Annotated in this window: 16 protein-coding genes; 9 read left to right on the forward strand and 7 right to left on the reverse strand. The window is 42.1% G+C overall.

The genetic code is table 11. From position 1 onward, the window contains the following. Positions 1 to 20 precede the first annotated feature (20 nt). The 4 genes from metK to HQ29_RS09390 all read right to left on the reverse strand — a co-directional run bounded on the left by metK (position 21) and on the right by HQ29_RS09390 (position 5,962). Positions 21 to 1,313, reverse strand: coding sequence for a methionine adenosyltransferase (metK, locus tag HQ29_RS09375; RefSeq protein ID WP_036869469.1), 1,293 nt, complete (start codon positions 1,311 to 1,313; stop codon positions 21 to 23). Between the two features lie 1,663 nt (positions 1,314 to 2,976). Continuing rightward, positions 2,977 to 3,399 carry a 2-amino-4-hydroxy-6-hydroxymethyldihydropteridine diphosphokinase gene (locus HQ29_RS09380; RefSeq protein ID WP_036869472.1) on the reverse strand — a complete coding sequence of 141 codons (423 nt, stop codon included), beginning with the start codon at positions 3,397 to 3,399 and terminating at the stop codon, positions 2,977 to 2,979. A gap of 12 nt (positions 3,400 to 3,411) precedes the next feature. Further along, entirely contained in the window at positions 3,412 to 4,761 is a 1,350-nt protein-coding gene (locus HQ29_RS09385) for an MATE family efflux transporter (protein WP_036869474.1), read from the reverse strand. Continuing rightward, positions 4,724 to 5,962 (reverse strand): S-adenosylmethionine:tRNA ribosyltransferase-isomerase, encoded by a 1,239-nt coding sequence (locus HQ29_RS09390; protein WP_036869476.1) that lies wholly within the window; start codon positions 5,960 to 5,962, stop codon positions 4,724 to 4,726. The genes HQ29_RS09385 and HQ29_RS09390 overlap by 38 nt, the downstream gene beginning before the upstream one ends. A gap of 66 nt (positions 5,963 to 6,028) precedes the next feature. Between HQ29_RS09390 and HQ29_RS09395 the strand changes: the two genes are divergently transcribed. The 6 genes from HQ29_RS09395 (at position 6,029) to HQ29_RS09420 (ending at position 15,256) form a co-directional block, all read left to right on the forward strand. Further along, positions 6,029 to 7,105, forward strand: a complete 1,077-nt coding sequence (locus HQ29_RS09395) for a Smr/MutS family protein (protein WP_036869478.1) — start codon at positions 6,029 to 6,031, stop codon at positions 7,103 to 7,105. A gap of 1 nt (position 7,106) precedes the next feature. Then, positions 7,107 to 7,652: a CYTH domain-containing protein gene (locus HQ29_RS09400; RefSeq protein ID WP_052090061.1), complete on the forward strand. Its 546-nt coding sequence runs from the start codon at positions 7,107 to 7,109 to the stop codon at positions 7,650 to 7,652. Further along, positions 7,649 to 9,778 (forward strand): S46 family peptidase, encoded by a 2,130-nt coding sequence (locus HQ29_RS09405; protein ID WP_036869480.1) that lies wholly within the window; start codon positions 7,649 to 7,651, stop codon positions 9,776 to 9,778. Before HQ29_RS09400 ends, HQ29_RS09405 begins: the two co-directional genes overlap by 4 nt. 111 nt (positions 9,779 to 9,889) lie before the next feature. After that, positions 9,890 to 11,653 (forward strand): bifunctional metallophosphatase/5'-nucleotidase, encoded by a 1,764-nt coding sequence (locus HQ29_RS09410; protein WP_036869482.1) that lies wholly within the window; start codon positions 9,890 to 9,892, stop codon positions 11,651 to 11,653. Between the two features lie 6 nt (positions 11,654 to 11,659). Next, on the forward strand, positions 11,660 to 13,852 hold the full coding sequence (locus HQ29_RS09415; RefSeq protein ID WP_036869484.1) for a RelA/SpoT family protein: 2,193 nt from the start codon (positions 11,660 to 11,662) through the stop codon (positions 13,850 to 13,852). A gap of 144 nt (positions 13,853 to 13,996) precedes the next feature. Beyond that, positions 13,997 to 15,256: a phosphoglycerate kinase gene (locus HQ29_RS09420; RefSeq protein WP_036790784.1), complete on the forward strand. Its 1,260-nt coding sequence runs from the start codon at positions 13,997 to 13,999 to the stop codon at positions 15,254 to 15,256. Positions 15,257 to 15,855: 599 nt separating this feature from the next. Here HQ29_RS09420 and HQ29_RS09425 read toward each other — a convergent pair. Genes HQ29_RS09425 through HQ29_RS09435 form a run of 3 tightly spaced genes read right to left on the reverse strand, consistent with a single transcriptional unit; the run spans position 15,856 to position 19,971 of the window. After that, positions 15,856 to 16,947: an AAA family ATPase gene (locus tag HQ29_RS09425; RefSeq protein ID WP_036869485.1), complete on the reverse strand. Its 1,092-nt coding sequence runs from the start codon at positions 16,945 to 16,947 to the stop codon at positions 15,856 to 15,858. Beyond that, positions 16,947 to 18,281 (reverse strand): coiled-coil domain-containing protein, encoded by a 1,335-nt coding sequence (locus tag HQ29_RS09430; protein ID WP_036869486.1) that lies wholly within the window; start codon positions 18,279 to 18,281, stop codon positions 16,947 to 16,949. The genes HQ29_RS09425 and HQ29_RS09430 overlap by 1 nt, the downstream gene beginning before the upstream one ends. 7 nt (positions 18,282 to 18,288) lie before the next feature. Then, complete coding sequence (locus HQ29_RS09435; protein WP_036869488.1) at positions 18,289 to 19,971, reverse strand: AI-2E family transporter; 1,683 nt, start codon at positions 19,969 to 19,971, stop codon at positions 18,289 to 18,291. A 479-nt stretch (positions 19,972 to 20,450) separates the two neighbouring features. Between HQ29_RS09435 and HQ29_RS09440 the strand changes: the two genes are divergently transcribed. The 3 genes from HQ29_RS09440 (at position 20,451) to cdaA (ending at position 24,595) form a co-directional block, all read left to right on the forward strand. Continuing rightward, the gene (locus HQ29_RS09440) at positions 20,451 to 22,787 is read left to right on the forward strand and encodes a carboxypeptidase regulatory-like domain-containing protein (protein WP_036869489.1); all 2,337 of its coding nucleotides are present in this window, start codon (positions 20,451 to 20,453) and stop codon (positions 22,785 to 22,787) included. Between the two features lie 170 nt (positions 22,788 to 22,957). Then, a complete protein-coding gene (gene folP, locus HQ29_RS09445; RefSeq protein ID WP_036869490.1) occupies positions 22,958 to 23,827 on the forward strand; it encodes a dihydropteroate synthase in 870 nt (289 codons plus the stop codon). A gap of 3 nt (positions 23,828 to 23,830) precedes the next feature. Beyond that, complete coding sequence (gene cdaA / locus HQ29_RS09450) at positions 23,831 to 24,595, forward strand: diadenylate cyclase CdaA (protein ID WP_036790775.1); 765 nt, start codon at positions 23,831 to 23,833, stop codon at positions 24,593 to 24,595. The last annotated feature ends 383 nt before the right edge of the window (positions 24,596 to 24,978 follow it).

Here is a 24,978-nt window from a genome sequence, read left to right on the forward strand (position 1 = left end):
GAGAGTAATAGAAGCACTTATCAGAGACCGAACTCGGCTTTTACCTTATCCACATAGTCCAACTTCTCCCATGTGAACAGCTCTACCTCTTTGGAGATGGTGCCATTGTATCTGGAATGGAAGTGTTTGATTACCTTTTTAGGTGTACGTCCCATGTGTCCATACCTTGCTGTTTCGCTGTATATAGGATGACGAAGCTGAAGACGATTCTCTATTGCATAAGGACGCATATCGAATATCTTCTCTATCTTTTGTGCGATCTCCACATCCGACAGACTTACTTTACTTCTACCATAAGTATTGACATAGATACTTGTAGGACGCGCCACTCCTATGGCGTAAGATACTTGAACAAGCACTTCATCCGCCACACCGGCTGCCACAAGATTCTTAGCGATGTGTCTGCAAGCATAAGCAGCCGAGCGGTCTACCTTGCTCGGATCTTTACCGCTAAATGCTCCACCACCGTGAGAAGCCCTTCCGCCGTAGGTATCCACTATTATCTTTCGTCCGGTAAGACCGGTATCTCCGTGAGGACCGCCTATGACAAACTTACCCGTAGGATTGACATGAAGAATATAGTTATCATCCAACAACTCTTGTACCGACTCTGGGAAAAGTGCCTTTGTACGTGGTATGAGTATGTTTCTGACATCTTCCTCTATCTTCTTCTGCATCTTTAAGTCTGCCTCAAGATGAGCTTCGGGAGTATTCTCTTCCGGTTGTATAAACTCATCGTGCTGTGTACTCACCACTATCGTATGGATACGGACAGGTTTTCTATCCTGACCATACTCTACGGTAACCTGACTTTTGGAGTCCGGCCTGAGGTAAGGCATCAAATGCAGCTCCTCTTTTCTTATATGGGCAAGCTCTTTCAGAAGTGCATGAGAAAACTCAAGAGAGATAGGCATATACATAGCTGTCTCGTTGCTTGCATAGCCAAACATCATACCCTGATCGCCTGCTCCCTGATCTTCTGCCTGCTCTCTTACGACGCCTCTGTTGATATCCGAACTCTGTTCATGTATGGCAGAGAGCACGCCGCAAGATTCGCTTTCAAATCTATACTCGCTCTTCGTGTATCCTATCTCTGCTATCACTTCGCGCACCACTTCTTGAACATCCACATAAGCATCCGAGCTTACCTCTCCTGCCACTACCACCTGTCCGGTAGTAACGAGTGTCTCACATGCTACCTTGGAAGAAGAATCTTGCGATAAGAAGTGATCCAAAATGGCATCCGATATTTGGTCTGCCACCTTATCGGGATGCCCTTCCGATACAGACTCCGATGTAAATAAATAGTTCATATTATATCTGTTTTTTGATGTTGTTATGGTATAAAAAAATAAGTCCGTCTCTGTAAAACATTACACAGGGACAGACCTACAAAATAGAACCTATAAAATCTTACCTTATGAGATAAGCCTATGTTTTAGCATTTTTTTGTAGGTGGTTGCAAGCAATCAAATCTATCCACCGCTCTGTTTTATTGTTCCACAAAGGTAGATATATTCTTTCAATAAAGAAAATTTAGCCTTATATATACCCTCTTTTAGGGAGCCGGCTTTTGCCTCTCTTCTTTAGTTTTCCACATTTTCAACACTCTTCATATACATCTGTTGTATTAATAAGATTGAGGTTGAAGAAAAGAAATAAAGAAGATAAAAACATACTCTCATATACTATGATAATAATGCCTGTTGGGATTGTGGAGAACTTTGAAGCGTTTTAGTTACCAACAGTTATCAACATTTTATCAACAATCCGGTTTCTTTATAAAATGCTATATATCAGTATGGAAAATAGGGTTATCAAGACAGTGTGAATATCTTATATAGCTCTATGTTGAAAACTTTTTGTGTTGAAAACCCCTGTGAAACTTTTTAGAAACTTTTCTCTCTTCTGTTTGGATATATTGTTTACTATTATATACAGGATGATCTATTAGAAATCCAAATTTTAAGCCCAATAGTTTCTCTAAAGTTTTCAACAGCTTTTGAACAGAGTTATCCACAATTTCAGAAGACCATTTTTATATATTCCATACAGGTGTGAACGGCTAAAATCTGGGTCATTTTTTCTCATTCTATTTTGATCGGAGGGGTCGTTTTCAGAGCACGACCGAACTGTTAAATTTACCCTGTTTTATTAACACAAATTCCGATACTCGTTAAGCCAAAACGCTAAACGAGCATATTCTTTCGGCTTAACGTGTTTAATTTTTCAACGAACACGTTTAGTGATTTCATTAAACACGTTNGCATATTCTTTCGGCTTAACGTGTTTAATTTTTCAACGAACACGTTTAGTGATTTCATTAAACACGTTTACCGGATTCGATTAACGTGTTTAGCTAAAATCATTAAAACGCTAAATATCAGATGATTACCTATTTTTGCCCTAAAAAGCCCCTGAAAAGGCAAATTTCTTTATTAGGAAACGTTTACAGAGAAGAGTGTTAAAATTCACACCAATTAACGCGAAAAAGCCCCATGAAATGGACTGAGAAAAATTTTTTCGCGAATTTGATATTTTTCATATCAAATTGAATATAAGATATTTATAATGATATACTTCTATTATTCTCTAATTTGACAGGTTGGATTTAAGGTTATAGGAGTAGAAAGTCAGGGGTTCATTTTTATATAAAAATACAAGGGAGAAGGAGTGGATTTTCGGATAAGTGAGTTTCTAAATGGGTCTAAGGAACGTGTTTCAGGTTCGCATGTAATACCGGACATCAAAATGACAAAAGCAGATATAAGGAAAGTCTTATAGACCGTACTTACTGAACTTTTCATGAATCTGATCCTTTTTGGGTGGATATAATCTTACTATTTTCTCTTTAAGTACTTCAACCGATTTTAGATTTTGGTTTGGAAAAATAGTTGCTTCGTTGTGGTACGAATATAACTAATATTTTGATACATAAAAAATTAGGAGAGAAAATATTATCTATCAAATGTTCGTTTAAGTCTTGCAGGACGAAGAAAAAACAGATGTTTTATTTGTTTTGATTATCTCGTCAAGTTCATTTTTTCCCTGTTTGTAAGGATACTGATTGAGCTCTTTTTCTCTTACTACCACGTTATCTGTTTCCACTATATCCAGGTCAAGAGCTACCTCTCCATTACTCTTTTTTTTATCTCTTCCGAATATCGTTTCTATTGTTTTCAGAAGAAGAGAAAGCGCATCAAGGTCTAAAGAGGTCTCTATCTTGTAAACTCCGTTGGTGTAGACTTTACCGGTTCCTGATCCGTATCCGGGAGAGAGAAAAAAAGAGGAGGATATAAGATTTGAGAAGTAGGTGTTTCGGATCTCTTTCGTAAGTTCTTGCATCTCCTCCGGAGATCGTGTGGTAGATCCTACGTATATGTAATAGATGTGTGTCATGAAACAATGGTTCTAAGCGTGAAGAAGCAGAGTATGCTTTCTTTTGCTGTATATCAGATTGAGCATTACTCCTCTTATGGCAAGATAGAGCAGCATCGCTATCCAGAGAGTGGAGTTGGGATCTTGGGATGGTTCAATATATATAATCGTAAAATAGATGGAGACCGCTACGAGCATCGATATGAACATATCTTTTGTGAGGGTCAATCCTATGAACACACCGTCCCAAACAAAAGCAGTAAATCCGGCAATGGGAACAATCCAAATCCATACAAGATAATGATCGGCGTATTCCAGCACTTCCGTTTTGTCCGTGAAGAGTCGCAGTATATGCTCTCCGGATAAGAAGTATATGCCGGAAGCGATAAGGGATAATAATAGTCCGTATCCCAGCAGACGGTAGATGAATTTTTGTATCTCCACTCTTCTCTCTGCTCCGAAAAGGTGTCCTATGATAGCCTCTGCGGCATAAGCAAAACCATCTATAAAATAAGAAAACAGGGATAGAAACTGCAATAGTATGGCATTGGCAGATAGAGCTATTTCACCTTCCGATGCTCCATAATAAGTAAAGTAGGTGTTGGTGATGACCAATAGCAGGGTACGCAGGAAGATAAAGAGATTGGTATGAAAAAACTTTCCTATTCCCTGTTTAAGTTCATCTGTTTTCCATGAGAAAGAGACCTTTTTTCCTCGTATGAACAGCCACCAAACGCCAAAGAGAAGAAGGATAAGACCCAACCAATGAGCTATGGCTGTTCCGAGGGCTATGCCTGTTATGCCCATATCCATTCGGAATGTAAACAGAGCAGAGAGCAGGATATTGGTAACGTTTGTGAAGATAGCGATAGCCATCGGATACCAGCTGTTCTGCATGCCTATAATCCATCCGTTGAGAGCAAAATTGCATAACACTGCCGGAGCACCCCATATCACTATGAGGAAATAGTCTGTTGTGGTGGCTATCAGTTCGCCGTTCTTTTGGGATTCAAACGTCACGAAATCAAGTAGAAAATCTGCCAGCTGTTTTCCAAAAATAAGAAGCAAAAGTCCTATGAGACCACCTATGAGAAGAGATTGTTGGAGTATCCTTCCCATCTCTCTCTTATCTCCTTTTCCGCAAGCCTGAGCAGTGAGTCCGGTAGTACCCATACGGAGAAAGCCGAAAGTCCAGTACAGCATATTGAAAAGCGTAGCGGCAAGAGCCACGGCACCTATCTCGTGAACATATTGAAGTCTTCCGGACATGCCGAGATCGAATATCCCCAGCAGTGGTACGGTAATATTGCTGAGGATATTGGGGATGGCAAGTTTCAGTATCCATTTATGAGCGGCTGCGGTAGAGTAGCGAGCTGTCTCCATAACTGAGGAATCTGTAGTCGTTTTTTAGGGCATGGTCGTAGATTTTACGCCATTCGTCTCCACCTCCTATAAAGGCAGAGATGAGCAGAAGAAGGGTACTCTGTGGCTGATGAAAGTTGGTGATCAACCGGTCTATGAGCCTGAACTCAAAGCCGGGAGCTATCATGATTTCGGTGTGTCCTTCTATCTGATCCAAGCCGTTGGCATCCATATATTTCAAGATAGCCTCTAAAGCAGCTTGCACAGTGTGAGAACAGGATTTGTGATAAGGCTCGAACTGCGCCACGAAAAGAGGCTCGGAGCTGTTTTCTATCAGATGAACACCGATGTAATAAAGGCTTTCGAGTGTGCGTGTGGAGGTGGTTCCCACTGCCGTTATACTGCCCAAGTGAGCAAGCAGAGTGTTGATGGTAGCTCTCTGTACCACTATCATCTCTCTGTGCATCTCGTGTTGAGAGATCAGTTCACTCTTTACCGGTTTGAATGTTCCTGCTCCGACGTGAAGCGTCACAGGGGTTGTTTTTATCCCTTTCTGCTTTATGGCTTCCAATACATCAGGCGTAAAGTGAAGCCCTGCCGTTGGTGCAGCCACGCTTCCATCCCATTTGGCGTAGACGGTTTGGTAGGTTTCGGAGTCGCACTCTTCCGTCTTTCTGTTGAGATAAGGCGGTATGGGAAGTTCGCCTGCCAGCTCCAGTATCTCGGAAAAAGATACCGGGGCATCCCATGTAAAAGTAACATTCCGGCTGTCCGGAGTGGTGGATGGAGTGTATCGGGCATATACCGTTATCTCTTTTCCTTTTTCATCTTTCAGGGTAAGAGAGACGGAGGTGCCCGGTTTCCACTTTTTGGCATTTCCGACCAGGCATATCCATGTTACTTCATGCTGTGTGGAGAGGTTAATCTCATAAGATTCGGGATAGAGCGGTTCAAGGCAGAAAATCTCTATTTGAGCCCCTGTCTCTTTCCGGAAATGGAGCCGAGCATGGATTACTTTCGTGTTGTTGAAAACCAAAAGAGAGTTTTCCGGAAGGAGTTCGGGCAGTTGATAAAAAGATCTGTCCTCTATCTCTCTGTTTTCATTAAACAGAAGCAGTTTGGAACTATCCCTCTCTTTCAAGGGATATTTGGCTATCCTCTCTTCAGGTAAATCGTAGTTGAAAGATTTTATCTCTATTGACTCTATCTGCTGTCGTTGCATACCCTATTATTTGTATTTGTAGGCAAAAATAGTGAACTTTGAAAGAGTGAAAAAATAGAGACGTGAATGAAAATAAAAATAGGAGATACAGTAAGATTTTTAGACAGTGTAGGAGGAGGAGTTGTTAAGGCTTTCTGCTCCGGAAATGTGGTTATGGTAGAGACCGAAGATGGTTTCGACGTTCCCGTTTACGAAAACGAGGTGGTAGTGATAACGCCCGGTAGCACGTTGGTTCCCAAAGCAGAGTTGAAACTTCCGGTTAAAGAGGAGGTTCGGGTGGAGCATAAACCAAAACCTGTTCACCCAAGACCCACTTCAAAAGCAGGAGAAAAACTCAATATTGTACTGGCATATCTGCCCGATGAGATAAACGAACTCGGAAAGTGTGGCTATGAGGCGTATATTGTAAATGAGAGTAACTATGACCTTTATCTTATTTACAGCACAGAGGATAGAGATACGGGAGAGAGAAAAATGCTCTTCAGTGGTAATATTCCATACGATTCGGTGGAGTACATAGAGTCTTTTGCCGTGGAAGATCTTTCGGATAGAAGACGTATTGCATGCCAGATCATTCCTTATAAAAGCGATACCAAATATGGAGCCAAACCCTGTATAGATGCAGTGGTAAAGCTGGAACCGCAAAGATTTTTCAAGCGTCATGCTTTTGCTCCCAATCCTTACTTTGATGAGGGTGCCATTACATTCGTTTTGATGAATGATGATAAGGAGGCTCCTCGATTTGAGATCCGTTCGGAGGATATACAGAATAAGATGGACGAAAAGATCAGGCAGGATCAGAAGGTAAAAGCAAAAGCCAAACCGGTGATAGACCCCAATGCTCCTTTGGTAGTGGATCTGCATCATCATGAACTGCTCGATACCACAGTGGGTATGGAACCGAAGGATATACTGGAGTATCAAAAACGAACCGTGATAGAGACTATGGAAGCCAATCTAAAGTTTCCGGGTAAAAAGATCATCTTTATTCACGGGAAAGGGGATGGCGTACTGAGGAAAGAGGTAGAGAAGATCATGAAGAGCAGGTATGACTTCTGCTCCATGCAGGATGCCTCTTTTCAGGAGTACGGATTCGGTGCCACTCAAATCACCATGAGGAAAGAACAGCGTAAGCAGAGGTAAGATGGCGATAGAGAAAGAGCTGAAATACATCGCAAAAGAGGGATTTGAACCTTTAGCCATAAAGAAACAGGAGATGATTCAGGGCTATCTCTGCTCACATCATCAAGGGTTAAATCTCACTCTTCGCATTCGTGTGGCAGGAGATAAAGCCTATCTTACCATAAAGGGTATGCCGTTGGAGGAAGATCCCTCTTCCAGAAACGAATACGAATATGAGATCCCGCTAACGGATGCAAAGGAGATGCTTAAAATGTCTCTCTATCCGCCGATACATAAGATAAGATACTGGATACTCTGGGAAGGATACACCTTTGAAGTAGACAGATTTCTGGGAGAGAATGAAGGACTTATCACGGCAGAGGTAGAGCTGTCTCCGGGACAGGATCCTCCCGTAAATCTGCCGGAATGGATATGTGCCGAGGTTACGGGAAAAGGAAGATATTATAACAGTGCTCTCTCTCGTCTTCCGTTCAAACAATGGGACAGTAAAAGAAAGTCCCACTATACAAGCATTCAAGAACAACATAATACTATAAAGGAAAAATGAAGAAAACGATGATCTCAAAAGGTCTGAATGGATTGATTGCAGCGGTAATATTGCTGGTTTGTTCCGGTGGTTATACTTCTGTTCGAGCCGACGAGGGTATGTGGCTATTACCTCTTATGAGTAAACAGAACTACAATAAGATGGTAAAAAAGGGATTGAAGCTCAGAGCTACCGACATATACAACCCCAATGGAACATCCATAAAGGATGCGATAGTGATATTCGATAGAGGTTGTACAGGCAGTATTGTGTCGGACAAAGGCCTTGTATTCACCAATCATCACTGCGGATACGATCAGATACGTGCGCATTCCACCGTGGATCAAAACTATTTGAGAGATGGTTTTTATGCTAACAGCATGAAGGATGAGCTTCCAAATCCGGGAACCACAGTAACATTTACGGAACGTATAGAAGATGTCACAAAATATGTCGATACTTTTTTCGATAAACACAAGAGCCTATCTCCCAAAGCAACGGAAGCGGAAACACTCAAGCTGATAGGGGAAACATGGTACAAGGAGATCATTGGTGGAGAAATGCCGTTCGGTACACAGGTTTCCCTGCGTCCGTTCTATGAAGGGAACAAACACTATCTCTTTGTACAGAAAGTATATCACGATATACGTCTTGTCGCGGCTCCGCCTTCTTGTGTAGGTAAATATGGTGAAGATACAGACAATTGGGTTTGGCCGAGACACTCCGGCGACTTCAGCGTTTTCCGTGTTTATACCGACAAGAATGGCAATCCGGCAAAGTACGATCCCGACAATATTCCTTTGAAACCAAGGAGATATCTTCAAGTTGCAAGTAAGCCCGTGGCAAAAGGAGAGTTTGCAATGGTTATAGGATTCCCGGGACGCACCAATCATTTCTACACTACAAGCGAAGTGGTAGAAAGAAGAGACATAGATAATGACATACGCATAAGAATGCGTGAGATAAGACAGAACAATCTCCTTGAAGAGATGCGCAAGGATGAAGCTCTGAATATCATGTATGCTTCCAAGTATGCGTACAGCACCAATGCTTATAAGAATGCCATAGGAAGTAATTGGGCTATAAATAAGATGCAGCTGGAGAAAGTGAAACAGGCACAGACCGACAAACTTATCCGATATGCCGAAAAGAACAATAAGCCGGAGTACAAAGCCGCAGTGGCAACCATAGAAAGAATGGTCAAGAACAGAGCACATGTCCGCAAGCAGATGTGGTTGATAGACGAAGCGTTGCTGAGAGCTGTGGAGGCTATATCCGTTCCGATCATTCCCAAAGAGGAGATAACCAAGCCGAATGTAGAGAAAGCTCTGAAAGCTTATGACGATTTCTTCAACAAAGATTACAGCAGAATGCTGGACGTTAAAGTCATGAAAGCGATGATCAGAGCTTACATGGTAGAAACAGATGTAAACGATCTTCCGGGTGCTTTAAAGGATGTAAAAAATGTAGAGAAGTATGTGGAGGATCTGTGGAACACTACCATCTATCGCAGCAGAGAGAGTTATCGCGAGTTTTTATTCAACTTCTCTCCTGAGGTTTACCTGAAAGATCCTTTGGTGCGTCTTGTTACTTCTGTGCGCAACAGATACAACGGACTGAAAGAAGCACTTGCTCAGGAAGACAAGTCTTTTGCAGAAGCAAGAAAGATATATGTCAAAGGATTGTTGGAAATGGAGGGAGAGCTGAATCTTTGGCCCGATGCCAACTCCACTCTTAGATATACTTTTGGTAAAGTAGAGGGTTACTCTCCGAAGGATAATGTGTTTTACGGACACTCTACAACAATGGAAGGTGTGCTGGAAAAATATGATCCCAATAACCCCGAGTACGCTCTTCTTCCCGATATAAAGGCTCTGGCAGAAAAGCCTGAGAATAGAAAGAAACGTGTGAACTTCTGTGCTACAACGCATACTACGGGAGGAAATTCCGGAAGTCCCGTTATAGATGCCTATGGAAGACTTATCGGTCTTAACTTTGATAGAAACTGGGAAGGCGTTGGAGGGGATATACAATATCTGCCCAACTATCAGAGAAGCATCATTTGCGATGTGGATTATGTCCTTTTTATCCTAAATGATTACCTTGGAGCAGACAGACTCATCAAGGAGATGAAGATAAGAAGGTAACGGTACTCGTACACAACCTGCTTTTAACAGACTATTTACGAAAAGACTACATCTTGTCTCCTGGGTGAGTACAAGAGTAGTCTTTTTCTGTTCCGAAACAACAAATACAAGATGCAAAACAAAAAACAATTCTATGACTGGAAGAGAGTCTTGGGTACTCTTCTTCTCCTTTTTACTTTACCTCTCTTCTCTCGGTGCGATAGCACGAAGAAAGAGGATGTAACCCTGACCATTCTGCACACTACCGACCTGCATGGCAATGTTTTTCCGTACAACTTCATTCAGGATGAGCCGATGAAAGGGAGCTACTCCCGTATATCCACTTATGTAGATTCCGTCAGGAAGGCAGACAAGAACATGATTCTTCTTGATGCCGGAGACATCCTGCAAGGTCAGCCGACGGCTTACTACTACAACTTCATGGATACGGTCTCTTCTCATCTTATGGCAGACGTGCTCAACTATCTGAAATACGATGCCGTAACAGTGGGAAATCACGACATAGAGACAGGGCATCCCGTCTATGACAGATTTGAAAAGGATTTGAACATGCCGTTTTTGGCTGCCAATGTTACGGATACATCCACAGGAAATCCTTACTTCCGCCCCTATACCACAATAGAGAAAGATGGCAAAAGGATAGTTATACTCGGTCTTACTACACCATCTGTACCGAACTTTCTTCCCGAGTCTCTGTGGAAAGGTATGCGCTTTGAAGATGTTGTAACAACGGCTCAAACATATATCCGAGAGATAAAAGAAAAGGAGTCTCCGGATATGATAGTTGCACTGCTGCACGCAGGAAGAGGGAAAAAATCCAATCTTGAGGAACCTCTGTTAGAAGATGCAGGCTATGCTCTCGCCACTCTCGTGCCGGAGATAGACCTTGTATGCTGTGGGCACGATCACGCTTCCTATATAGATTCCGTGGCACATCCTCAGCACCAAAAGCATACTTATGTCATCAATCCTGCTGCCGGAGGATCTTTTATCTCACAAACCAAAGTAACGTTTACCCCTAACGGCATTCGGATAGCGCCATCTCTCGTTCCTCTTGATAATACCAAGCCGTCCGAAGAGTTTATAGAAAAGTTCAAGAGTGAATACGATGCCGTGAAGAAGTTTATCTCTTCTCCGGTCGGTTTCACTACCGAACCGATCTCTTCCCGACCGGCATTCTTCGGACCGAGTGCCTTCGTGGATCTCATCCATCGGGTACAGCTCTCTCAGTTTGAAGATGCGGATATCTCTTTCTCTTCACCCCTTACCATGAACACAGAGGTCAGACAGGGAGAGATTTTGATGCGAGATCTTTTCAAGCTGTACAAGTATGAGAACACCACCTACCTCCTTTCTCTTTCGGGAGAAGAGGTCAGATCTGCGCTCGAATACTCCTACGCTTCCTGGATTCGTACCGCCAAGCCGGGAGAAGAGAGCTTTTTGCTCTTCAAGCAGAAAGAGACAGGGCACAAGATGACCAAGCTCCAAGAGCCGTACTACAACTTCGACTCCGCTCACGGCATACGCTACATGGTGGACATTACCAAGCCGGTAGGAGAGCGTGTAACGATACTTTCTCTCGAAGACGGCACACCGTTCAAGATGGATAATCAGTACAAAGTCGTTGTAAACTCCTATCGTGGAAGCGGTGGAGGCGGTATGCTCACAAAGGGTATCTCTTTAAGCAAAGAGCAGCTCAATGGTCGCATCCTGAGAACATCCGAAAAAGATCTTCGCTATCTCCTGATGCAATATTTGCAGACGCACAATCCTTTGACTCCCCGACCCTCTTCCACATGGAAGTTTGTCCCGGAAAATATGGCACGCACTGCGGCTGTAAAAGACAGTCTTTTACTTTTCACTCCGGAATCATAACACACCATGTTTACGCCGAACGAACAAGCGCAACTCATCACCCTTGCCAGAGAGCTTCTTTCTCACAAGGAAATCTCCGGGCATCCCAGTCGAAAATGGATCCTCGATACCATAAAGAGAAGTGTTGAAGAGGGACATCTCGATAGAGACAGGAACGGTATATCGGGGCTTCACAGGCATCTCCGCACTGCTATTTTCGCTCTTGAAGAGATCGGTCTTGGGGCAGACTGTGCCGTTGCCATACTCTTGTATCGTTCGGCACACAAGGGAGGACTTTCGCTTCAAGAGATCTCCAAAAATGTGGGAGAAGAGGTAGCGCACATGATAGCCCTGTTGCTCAAGACATCGGAGCTTTATGCCAGAAACACGGCAATAAACTCCGAGAACTTCCGCAACCTTCTGCTCTCTTTTGCCGAAGATATCAGAGTCATCCTCATTATGCTTGCCGATCGTATGGTACTCCTTCGTCTTGTGAACAAGATACCGGACGACTCTTTTCGCATTGCTCTTGCCATGGAGGTCTCTTTCCTTTATGCTCCTCTTGCACACAGGCTCGGCTTGTATGTTATCAAGAGCGAGATGGAGGATCTCTGCTTGAAATATACGGACAGAGAGACTTTCGACTTCATCAAAAAGAAGCTCAACGAAACGAAAAGAGATAGAGACGCCTACATTGCAAGATTTATAGCTCCTATCAAGGAGCGACTGCAAAAAGAGGGACTGCGATTCCAGATAAAAGGGAGAACCAAATCCATATCCTCCATTCGGAATAAGCTCAAAAAGCAACAGATCGAGTTCGAGAACATTTACGATTTGTTTGCCATACGCATTGTGATAGATGCTCCGGTGCAGAGAGAAAAGTCGCTCTGTTGGCAAGCCTACTCGGTTGTAACGGACATGTACAGACCCAATCCGCAGAGGCTCAAAGACTGGATTTCCGCGCCCAAGAGCAACGGCTACGAGAGTCTGCACATAACCGTGATGGGTCCGGAGAACAGATGGGTCGAGGTACAGATCCGTACCGAACGTATGGACGAGATTGCCGAAAAAGGTCTTGCCGCCCACTGGAGGTACAAAGGCATCAAGTCGGAAGACTCTTTGGATGAGTTCATGAAAGGTGTTCGCCAGCTTTTAGAAGATAAAGAGCATCAGAGTGCCGACCTTATCAAAGAGTTTAAGATGGACATCTACGACAAGGAGATCTATGTCTTTACTCCCAAAGGCGAGCTTATCAATCTTCCCAAAGGTGCCACCGTGCTCGACTTTGCCTTTGCCATCCACTCCGGTCTGGGGTTGAGATGTGTCGGAGGTAACGTCAATGGCAAGAATGTTACCATTAAGTATGTACTCAATAACGGAGACAGTGTCCGCATTCTCACTTCCGGAACGCAGGAGGCTAAGCCGGACTGGCTCAAGTTTGTACAGACAGCCAAAGCGCGGAGCAAGATCAAGCAGAGTCTTAGAGAGAAGTCGGCAAAGTCCATAGAGTTTACCAAGGAGGAGCTGGCACGTCGATTCAAGAACAGAAAAGTGGAGCTGGACGATGCCGAACTCTTCCGTTTTATCAAAAAGAAAGGCTTCCGCACCGTTACAGACTTCTATCTTGCACTTGCAGAAGGCAGTATAAGTCTCAATCAGGTAGTGGACGAGTACAAGCAGATCATAGATGAAAAGAGCATCCCGGCAGAGAGCCGCACCCAACGCAGTGCGGAAACATTTGTCCGTACCACTCTTCCGGAAGAGATCGCACAGGGTCAGGATGTCCTCGTCATAGACAAAAACCTTACCGGCATAGAGTACCATCTGGCGAAGTGTTGCAAGCCGATCTTCGGGGATAAAGTCTTTGCCTATGTCTCCACCAACGGTATCAAGGTGCATCGTATGGACTGCCCCAACGCTCCCGATCTTTTCCAACGCTTCGGATACCGCATCCTTCAAGCCCAATGGGCAGGGGCAGGAAATGCCGGATACGAGGTTACTCTCCGTGTGGTGGGCAATGACGATATATCCATAGTCTCCAACATCACCGGGAATATATCCAAGATAGAACAGGTAACCCTGCGCAGCTTCAACATAGAGTCGTATGACGGTCTCTTTGTGGGTACGTTTGTGGTCTATCTGAAAGACTATAATGCCCTTACCTCTCTTACCAAAAGGGTCATGGCGGTCAAGGGTGTAAAGTCCGTCGAACGCATATAGCCCTACTCCTAAAGGAGGCAGAAAGAGAAACAACGAGTACGGATCAAAATCTTTACCTCTTGATAATCTTTCGGATACAAAGACATTTCTTTTGTGTAACTTTGCAGGACAAGTATGTTCCGTAAATTATTATAATAGACAAGCATGGCAATAATAGAAAACTTCAACTTCAAAGGGAAGAAGACCTTTGTTCGTGTGGACTTCAATGTTCCTCTCGACGAACACTTCAACATTACAGACGACACTCGTATGCGTGCCGCCCTCCCCACTCTGAACAAAATCTTGAACGACGGAGGAAGACTCATCGTGGGCTCCCATCTTGGACGCCCGAAAGGTGTATCCGATGCACTCTCGCTTTCTCATATCGTAGAGCATCTGTCGAAGCTGTTGGGTCGCCCCGTGAAGTTCGTCAAAGACTCTGTTGGTCCGGCGGTAGAGGCAGAAGTGGAAGCACTCAAAGAGGGAGAGATCCTGTTGCTCGAAAACCTTCGCTTCTATGCGGAAGAAGAGGGAAAGCCTCGCGGACTGAAAGAAGATGCTACCGATGAGGAGAAAGCTGCGGCTAAGAAAGAGATCAAGGCAAAGCAAAAAGAGTTTGCAAAGGCTCTTGCCGACCTTGCCGACGTTTATGTCAATGATGCTTTCGGTACTGCTCACAGAGCACATGCCTCTACGGCACTCATGGCAGACCACTTCGACAAAGATCACAAGATGTTCGGCTTCCTCATGGGAAAAGAAGTAGAAGCCGTTCGCAATGTGTTGGATAACATCAAACGCCCGTTCACAGCCATCATGGGAGGCAGCAAGGTATCTTCCAAGATAGGTATCATCGAAAATCTTCTCGATAAAGTGGACAACCTTATCGTATGCGGTGGTATGACCAACACCTTTACCAAAGCAAGAGGAGGCGAGATAGGCAACTCCATAGTAGAGTTGGACAAGCTCGATGTAGCTCTTGCCATTTTGGAAAAAGCCAAAGCAAAGGGTGTGAATCTTCTTTTACCTGTGGACTCTGTCGTGGCAGACGATTTTAGCAACGATGCTAAACATCAGGTCGTAAAGAGCAATGAGATCCCTGCCGGTTGGGAAGGAATGGACATCGGTCCCGAGACAAGAAAAATGTTCGGAAAGGTTATCGAAGAGTCCAAAACCATTCTTTGGAACGGACCTTGCGGTGTTTTCGAGATGGATACCTTTGCAGAAGGATCACGAGAAGTGGCTCTCTCCATCGTGGAAGCCACCAAGAAAGGAGCTTTCTCACTGATAGGCGGAGGAGACTCCGTGGCTTGCGTCAATAAGTTCGACCTTGCAGACCAAGTCTCGTACGTATCTACCGGAGGTGGTGCTCTTTTGGAAGCAATCGAAGGAATAGAGCTTCCGGGTATTGCGGCTATCAACAAGTAAATCTCTTTGTACAACGATAAAAAGCCTCTATCCTGATGGATGGAGGCTTTTTTATTGTCCCATTCACAGAGATACGTTTCTACTGCTTGTTTTCAATCCCTCGGTAAGCAGCCGGAACACCTCCACGCATTGCTTCTGCTCTCTCGAAGATCTCCTGAAACAAGTAGAGAGCACCAACCCACTCCTCTCTTTTTGCGTGCAGCTCCGTATGGAAAAAGAATTTCCCTTTTTCGGTTCATTCCCCAAACACTTTAATATCTTTCTCTATACCTGTTCATATCTTTCTCCGAACCTGTCCGAATCTGCAAACCAAACCTTGCTTCTCGTACATCAACGCTTGATTTCTAAAAACCAAGCCCCGACTTCTCAAAGTCAAACCTTGATTTCCTCACTTCAACCCCCGATTTCCAATCTTAAACCCGATCAGGCAGATTTGTAAATAGGTATAAGTCTAAAATTTATAGCCTCTATAAAAACTTAAAGAAGTAAATCCTTATTGGTTAGAGATAGTATGCTTTTACTTACTATTAACAGACAAAAATAGCTTGATTATGAGTAATGTATGGGTCATAGTATAAGTGTTTAAATCTAATATATTTTTATGTCTCTATTATATCTTGCTCCAGTATAAAACATAAATCATTAATTGTAGGGCTTTCCATTTTGGCAACTCTTCGGGCATGTTTTATTATTGCATTTTCATAAACATTCCGGACAAAACGACCATTTGCAAATAGGCAATTTTCTTTAGATAATTCATTTGTAAAAATACCTTCTAGCTTAGCTAATCCCTCACTGCTTATTTTGTAGTCGCCCTTACTACAGAGCTGCTTAAATATTTCAGATAGTTCATCTTGTTTGTAGTCCTCAAACTCAATAAATGTGTTGAATCTTGATCTGAGACCGGGGTTAGAATCAAAGAACTTTTTCATTGGATCGGTATAACCAGCCACGATAACGATAAGATCATTTCTATAATCTTCCAAGGCTTTAGTAAGTTCAGTGAGGCATTCTCTTCCGTAAGAGTCCGAGTGATCATTTTCCGTTATACTGTAGGCTTCATCAATAAACAAAACACCTCCTTTAGCTTGATCTATTACGTTTTTTACCTTGAGTGCTGTTTGTCCTTGGTAGCCGGCAATGAGATCGGTACGAGAGACTTCTACAAAGTGTCCTCTTGATAATAAGCCAAGATGTTTGTATAACTGTCCAATAAGTCTAGCTACAGTTGTCTTACCTGTACCGGGATTACCCATGAATGCTAGGTGCATTGTACTTGAAGGTTGTTTTAAACCTTGTTTTTTTCTGAGCGTCTGTACTTGTTGGTAGGAGATCAGATCGTTGACTTTTTCCTTTACGGTTTTTAATCCAATGAGTTCATTCAGCTCTTCCTTTAATTCTTCAAATGTCTTTTCTTGTATGTCAGGATTTGCATTGATTTCTTTGATTTTTATAATACGTTCAAATCCATAGTAGTTGATAAGATTTGAAAATAACTCTTTAGTCAGACTGATAAGTTCCGTATCATTAGATGTTTCTACCTTAGATACGATACTCAACAAAATATTTGCAGCCTTATCGTCATTATTTAAAACACGAACAACACAATCTTCTAGTTTTCCTCCTGTATTGTATGCCTTAGAAATGGTTCTAACATTATCTAATAAGGCTCTTTTATAGATATTCTCCATCAGAGTATATTTAGTAATCTTAGTAGAATATGGGTGATGGTAATGACTGATGCAGAGCCTCCTATGATATAGGCAATATCAAGTCTCTTCGATAGTTTATAGTGCTTGTGAGTATTGTCAGCTGTAATTTCAAGAAGTTGAGATTTAAAACTATTTACATTAGAGTCTATTTTATGGGACAATGAAGAAATGTTGTTATCTAGTTTGCTTCTTATTTCTTCTGCATCAGAGTTCATTTGGGCTAATAATCTATCAAACTCCAACTTTAAATTATTGATAGATTCATTATTTTCTTTCCTCAGCTTTTCAAGATCTGTTACCTGTTTCTCTATTTTGAGTTTAAATTCATCATTGATTTGTTCAAAATTTTTCTTTGTCTGATTGGATAAAGAGGCAACAGAGTCCAGGAAATCCTTCTTAGAGGATTCTAAATTCCGGCTTAAATTTTGGATACCTATATTTAATTCATCGTCTTTAGCTCCAAGTGCTTTTACAGATTCTTGAATATTCAAAGAGATTTTTTTTGATAGATCTTCAATGACTAAAAGTAAGTTTTCTTTGTTCTTTTCGACAGCAACTTGCATTTCTTTGCCTGATACTTCAAGCTTCTTTATGGATTCTATCAGATTATCTATCTTGAAATTCTGATCCTGTATTGACTTACTATGTTTCTGTCCTTCTATTTTAAGGTTATCAATGTACGATATGCTTGAAGATAGACTAACAAATTTGCTATCAAGTTCCTGAAGGCACGTTGTATGGTCGTTAATATCTTTCCAAATTGTATTAATTTTTTCTAAGTGTTTTTTTGAACTGTCGTCCAGTCCTATTACCTTTTCAATCCTGAGAACCGATTGCTTTAAATAATTTATTTCCTCGGTAAGAGTGTTTCGGATATTAGCTATCTTACTAATACTAGAGGACAGCGCTTCAATTGTTCTACCCGTATCTTTTATAGCTTTATTTGCTTTATCACTTGCTTCTTTGGCCTGTTTGCTAGCAGCCTCTGCTGATTTTACAGAAATTATTATGCCTTGAATATAATCTTTATCAAGAGCTTCAAATGCAGTGTAAATTTCGTTAAATTCTTTGATGACAGATATTATCTGCTGGTTATATGCAATAAAGCTCTTATTTATACCTTGTGTAACTTTATTTAACTCAGCCCCGGTTACTTTGTGATCAAAAAGTCCCAAGAATCCACCATCTGTATCGACCGGACTAAGCTGAGTGGGCGGAGGAATGCTTCCTGAAAATTTTTGAATACGACTTATGGCTTTATTGAATCTGTGAGATTGAATTATATGTCCCTTTTTTCGTATAATATTGCTCATATCTTTCCTATAATTTCTCTAAGTCTGAGAATAGTTGCATTAGCTTCTCATCATTATTATTGATGTTCGCTAATTGTTCTGTATTATTGATTATATTGTTGGTTGCTGAGCGAATAATGTGCTCAGCTTCTTGATGTCTACAACTGATTGATGTAGACATACTTTCTTTGGCGGTCTCTAAATCAACTTTAGCAGTAGTTTTAAGTTGTTCTTGAGTAGATAATATCTTATTACTGACCTCAATTTGCTCTTTAGTATTGAGTTCTTTCTTCTTTTTTGCGATAAACTTGTCAACAAAGTTCATGATTATTGCCCCAAGTACGCCTGATATTAAAGCACCGAAGAATAGACCTAGAATATTTGCAAGACTCCCAAGTAGAGGAATTGGAATATTAAAAAAAGGAATGGTCATTAATCCTTTTTCTATTACCTCTCCTAAAATTATGGCTCCCCCAGCCGATATTCCAGCTACGGCAATTTTTGTCATTTCTCCCATTTTTATTCCAAAAGGTTTATTCTTATTTTGGGGATCTTTTAGATATTTGACTGCCTGCATTACAGATTTCCAGCCCTGCTTTAGAAATATCCAAACTTTGTTAAATATCTTCATGATAGGTCCCAAAATTGCTGACAAGATGGTTGTGATTGCTGTTTTGAATGATGCTTTAAGATGTGCCCGTAAGTCTTGAATAAACTCTGAAATAGCATTCTTCAATGATTCTAATAGGGTGGTCGCATTTTTTGATTTTGAGCGAAACCAATTTATCAGCTTCTTGATAATGGTTTTAACCAGTTTTGCTAGTAGATTCATCAGAATGGCTTTCAATGCTCTTCCGCTAAAGAGCATAGCTTCTTTAATTTGAGATTCTCGCCCCGTCTTAATGCTTTCTTTTTTTCCTTTTTCTATTTGTTTGTCAAGTTCTTTTCTGGCTTCATGGTCGTTTTTTCGATATTGTTTTTCCTTTTCTTCAGTAAGATCATCAAATATTTCTCTTGGTTTTTGTCCTTTGCTGTTAGGATTATCTAGCCATTCAGATGTGGGTGTATCGCCCTTAGAACGATTGTGGCTGGAATTCATTTCTTTGAGGTTTGTTTTCCCATTGGCAAAATCTATTTGCTCTTGTTCACTCATATGGGCATTAACATCTGCTCTTCTAATCAACTCCCCGGCTGAAATGGTGTGATCCATATCTATTCCTTTCTCAGAAGACCCTGTAGCTCTTCCTTGATCAAAGATATTTCTTGCTCCTTTCGCCAAATTTGCTTCTTCTCTGCCGGAGCGAGTCTTATGAGTTTTTATGTTTTCTTCGGGATCTCGCTCAAATTTGCTTTGCCAATTATCATATCTTTTTTGATAGTTTATACTTCTATTGTGAGAAGCTATCTTCCCTTTTTCGAAATTTTCAGTTGTTTGAATGTGTGCAGAATTTCGAAGGTCTAAAGTCATCCCATTATTATCCTTAATAATAAACTCCTCTCCCGCTGTAATTCCAATTTGGTTTGTGAACTGTTCCCAAACGGTGTCCATAATAATTTTTCCCAAGGAATCAGGATTGCCTATTTCGTCGTGAGAATACTCTAGATCTTCTAATTCTTGAAGCTGAGATTTTAAGTCAAGATTCAACTTGTATTCAAGTTCTACAAGATCAAAGTCTTCAAGTTGCAGTAGTGAGTTATCTTGTTTATTCATTTTGCACTGTATTTTTTTGACAAAGATACTTAATTTTGTTTGCTGGCGTGTTTTCGTTAAGGTTCTGCATAAAGAGGCAGATTTAAGGGGGTTACATTATACTATTTTGATTTTTTATTATGTCTACTAGTGAGTACAGAGCTTTTTATTACGTAGAAGTTTCCTATTGGTTCATTTAACACTTGCATATCAAACTATAATTATTCAACTTGAAATAGGATGGTGGAATCTATGATTTTTAATTGTTTATTTACACATAGTAGAATTAGAATTATTGTCTACCTTTGTAGGAAGGTAAACTTTGCATATTTTGTGAAAGTTTCTTTGCCTCCAATAAATATCAGATCTCCGAAAGCATCCGACTCACCTCTTTGAAAGGAGCAGAACCAAGCCGATTACTGACTTTTATCTCCCCGAAATCCGGTGTTTGATGCTTTTGATAAGGTCATGAATCCGGACTATTCTAAATCTCGGCTAAAATGAAACGAACCAAGCTCCTGTTTGCTATCTTGTGCACTCTTTTTTTTATCTCGGCTACGGCTCAATCTTTACGTGTAGAGGGTTTTGTCCGACTCACACCCAAAGAACCGCTTGAATTTGCTTTGGTTGCACTTTATGCGCCGAATGCCTCACAGCCTCTTCGGTTCACTTATACCGATAAAAGAGGCTACTACTCGATGGCAATACCCTCTTCTGACAAATATATTGTGGAGGCACGCTATGTGGGGTACAAAAAAGAGAGGAAAGAGATACAGATAAAACCGGAGTCGCCCCTGTTGCGTCAAGATTTTGAGCTGGGATCTCCGGAGGGAGAAGTGGGAGAAGTGGTCGTACTGGGAAAGCCTAAGGAGGGAATAGATAAGAAGAGCTACTATTTCAAGCCTAATCAGATAGCTTTGGCACAAAATCTGTTGGATTTGGCTTTAACGCTGCCTCAGGTGAAAGCAAGTGCCCGAACGGGAGAAATTGTCTCTGCTTCCGGTGATGTTGCACCTGTTGTTCTTATCAATGGTCGGCATGCCACTCACGAAGAGCTGCGCTCCATACCTCCCGGTAAGATAATCCGCATAGACTATTTCGACATAGCGCCTGAGAGATACAACACGAGAGGAAGTGTGATAGATGTTGTTACCAAACCTCTTGATGACGGTCATCAAGCCGGAGTAGAAGGGATGACCTCTCCTCTATATACGGATGTCATTGCAAACGGCTATTATAGCTACAATAGAGGGATGCACAGACTTAAACTCTTTCTCAAGGGACTGTACAGGAATACAAGATTGGGAGAGAAGGATGAACAGAGCACGCGGTACGAAGCAGATCAGCCATACTCTTTCCGAACAGAGGGTATCTCACACAAACGTCTCGAAAACTATCTGTTCAAAACGGCTTATTCTCTGAACCAACCCAATAAACACTATCTGGAGATTGCTCTCTCTTCTTCTCTGGAGAAGGTGGGCGACAACCGGGAGTATGATGCATACAGCCGAAAAGGAGCGCAGGAGGTGTTGCGTAAAGGATATACCAACAGCTTGGGCAAAGTGTTCACGCCGGTCATTGATCTCTATTACGACCGGACATTGACGGGAGGACGCAGACTCTTTTCCAATGTCGTATATACCTACAATACGCTCCACTCCGATTATGATCTGAGTGAGCGGAACGAAACGAACCATGCAGATGCTTTGCGTGAACGGATAGAAGGGGGCACTTCCAAGCATTCCGTGATAGGGCAGGTGGAATATGCTCATCCGTTTAAGAACAGCAGATTGTACATCGGAACTCAAATGATGTACTCCCAAGCCTCCTTTGCCATAAAGGGAACAAGCACGGGAGAGAGCGTGGATCTGCAACGTCAGTTCCGGGATCAACTTTATCTGACATGGGAGGGCAACAGAAAGCGTTTCTTTTACCGTATTGTCCCTGCCGTCTCGATGCACTATGCTTCAGCCCACAGAGGGCTTGAAGAGGATCGGCTTCGCTTTTACTTCAATCCGAGAGCCTTAGCAGGCTATAATCTGCCTCATGGTCATCGGTTGAGATTGGAGGTTGAAACAGCCAATCTTATCCCGGATTTGGGTAGTACAACCGAAGTAACGCGGCAGGTTCGAGAGGGATTTTTTGTGAGAAATAACCCTCTTCTCCAAAACAGTTATCTCTCAACGGGGCGTCTCTATTACGATTGGGGTAATGACTATGTGGATCTGTCCGGTCGGCTGGTCTATAATCACACCTCCGGAGATTGGATTACGACATTTTTGAAAGAGAGGATCAATGGTAAGGAGGCTGTTGTTCAACAACGGATCAATGCTCTCTACTCCGAATCTTTAGCTTTACGCACATCGGTTTCTATCAAGCCATTTGGCAATGAGCAGCTGCAAATACGTCTATATGCTCAGCCTCGATATCAGCACTATTCTGTTTCCAAAGATCAACAACTCTCTTTCTTCTCCATCCCTTCCGGCATTAGTCTTCTCTATCAAAAAGATCGTTGGGGAGTGCAGGGAGATTTGGATCTGCCTTATAAAAGGCTGTACAGCTACTTTATTTCATCTTCCGGTTTTTATAGCTCGCTGTCCGGTTTCTGGAGAAAAGGTTCATGGAATGTCCGGTTGGCATTGGAAAATCTGTTTGTCCCCGAACTCTCTGTCACTGAAAACCACTCCTTTCTCCGTTTACAAGAGACCACACGCTCCATAAAGAGAGACAACTTTTGGAAAGGAAGCATTGCACTGACTTATTATTTCTCTATCGGTAAGGAGTATAGAGGTGGTAAGTCCCTTGAAAATGAAGATCTCGACAGGGGTGAATTCTAAATAAAATCAGATATAAACAACTTCAAAGCCGCTTTTTAAGCAGGTGTGCCGAAGTGAAAGAACACCTCAAAAACGAGCGAAAGATGCGTTAATCCGGTATATATAACATTCTGTAAAAAGGTATCAGAAATATCAACTATCTTTGTTGAAACGAACACTCCGTAATATAAATGATACCAATAACCCTGAATCTAAAGGGAAAACTTTATAATCTGACAAGTGAGCCCATCGTAATGGGTATTATGAATACGACGCCCGACTCTTTCTACTCGGGAAGTCGTACAGCTTTAAGGGAAGAGAGTATTCTTGCCAAAGCGGAACAGATGATTTTAGAAGGGGCTTCTATTCTCGATATCGGAGGCTACTCTACCCGTCCCGGAGCCTCTCCCATATCGGAAGAGGAAGAGTGGAAGCGTGTAGAACCGGCACTGAAAGCTTTGGAAAGGGAGTATCCGACCCTTCCGCTGTCTGTGGATACATTTAGAGCCGGTGTGGCTCGAAGGGCTGTGGAAAAGTATGGAGCAGCCATTATCAATGATGTTTCGGGTGGAACATTGGATGATGATATGTTCGACACGATGGCAAAACTTCAAGTGCCTTATATCTTGATGCACATGAGAGGAACTCCATCAACGATGTCTTCGCTTGCTCAATACGAAGATGTTACTCTCGATGTTATAAGAGATCTGGAGGCTAAAAGGTATCAGCTTCGCTCTCTCGGTTTTCAAGCTGATATTATAATGGATCCCGGTTTCGGATTCAGCAAGAATATTGCACAAAACTATGAGATGCTTCACAATCTCAGATGGTTTGAGGTGTTTAATGCTCCTTTACTAGTAGGAATATCAAGGAAAAAAATGATATGGGAACTGCTTGAGATCTCTCCGGAAGATGCTCTTAATGGTACTACCATACTTAATACCGCAGCTCTTCTCAATGGTGCGCATATTCTCCGAGTCCATGATGTGAGAGCGGCTGAAGAGGCGGTGCGAATAGTGCAAGCAATAGTTGATCCTACGAATCTAACATCACGACTATAATATATGAGTTGGTTTCAATTTGGCATAAAGGATTTTATTGACATCCTTCTGGTTACGATCCTGATGTATCAAGTACAAAAGTCTCTGCGATCCTCCGGATCTAAGACTCTTTTCTACGGATTGCTGGCATTTTTAGTGATCTCAATGGTTGTCTCTTTCCTTAAGATGCGTCTTCTCGGCTCTATTTTGGATTTTGTCTCAACGGGAGGAGTAGTGCTTGTCGTAATTCTTTTTCAAGATGATATAAAGAGATTTCTGACTCTGCTTGGCTCTCGTGGTCGCTGGTCGCACCTGTTTAAGGTGTTTCTTAAAGGGGCAGATAATAATACGCAAGTTACTGCAGAGATCGCTGCCATTACACTTGCCTGCCTTAATATGAGTAGGAAAAAGAGCGGAGCACTCATCGTAATCAAACAAAAAGATGGTCTTGAGCAATATGAACATACGGGTGAGCGTATAGATGCAGCCGTTAATGCCCGTCTGATCGAAAATATTTTCTTCAAGAACAGTCCCCTGCATGACGGGGCGATGATCATTAGCGGTAAGAGAATTGTATCTGCCGGCTCTATCCTTCCGGTATCTCATTCTTCTGAAATACCCAAGGAGATGGGACTGAGACACCGCTCCGGTCTCGGCATGGCAACGGCTACCGATGCCAAGGTGATTATCATTTCTGAAGAGAGAGGTAAGATATCCATTGCTCACAAAGGAGTGCTCACTCCTAATATTTCTACGGAAGATCTTCAGAAGTTTTTACAGCAGAAATAGGCGCTGTTCTCAATAATAGTTTTGAGAGAGTAAAAATATTTTTCTCTTTTTGTTTGGCTATTAAAAAAGATATTGTACCTTTGCATCCCCAAAACGAATGAGAGGCTGTGGTGACAGCGATGTCCGTTCGTTGAAATGAGAGTTAGAAAGTTTTTCTTGAAAAATTTTTGAGATAAGAAAAGTTGTTGTAACTTTGCTCTCCGGACTCCCTCATGTAGGAGAGTCTTTGAACTGAGATCATAGATATATTGGATACAAGATTTTCAACAAGTAGTACAAGGGAAGAATCTACATAAGTAGAGGACATTACCCGTCAACTATTACCTGGGAAATAGAGTAAGGATACTGAGCATAGGAATAAGTAAAAAAACAAAATGACAAAG

The organism is Porphyromonas canoris (assembly GCF_000765975.1).
Taxonomy (GTDB): domain Bacteria; phylum Bacteroidota; class Bacteroidia; order Bacteroidales; family Porphyromonadaceae; genus Porphyromonas_A; species Porphyromonas_A canoris.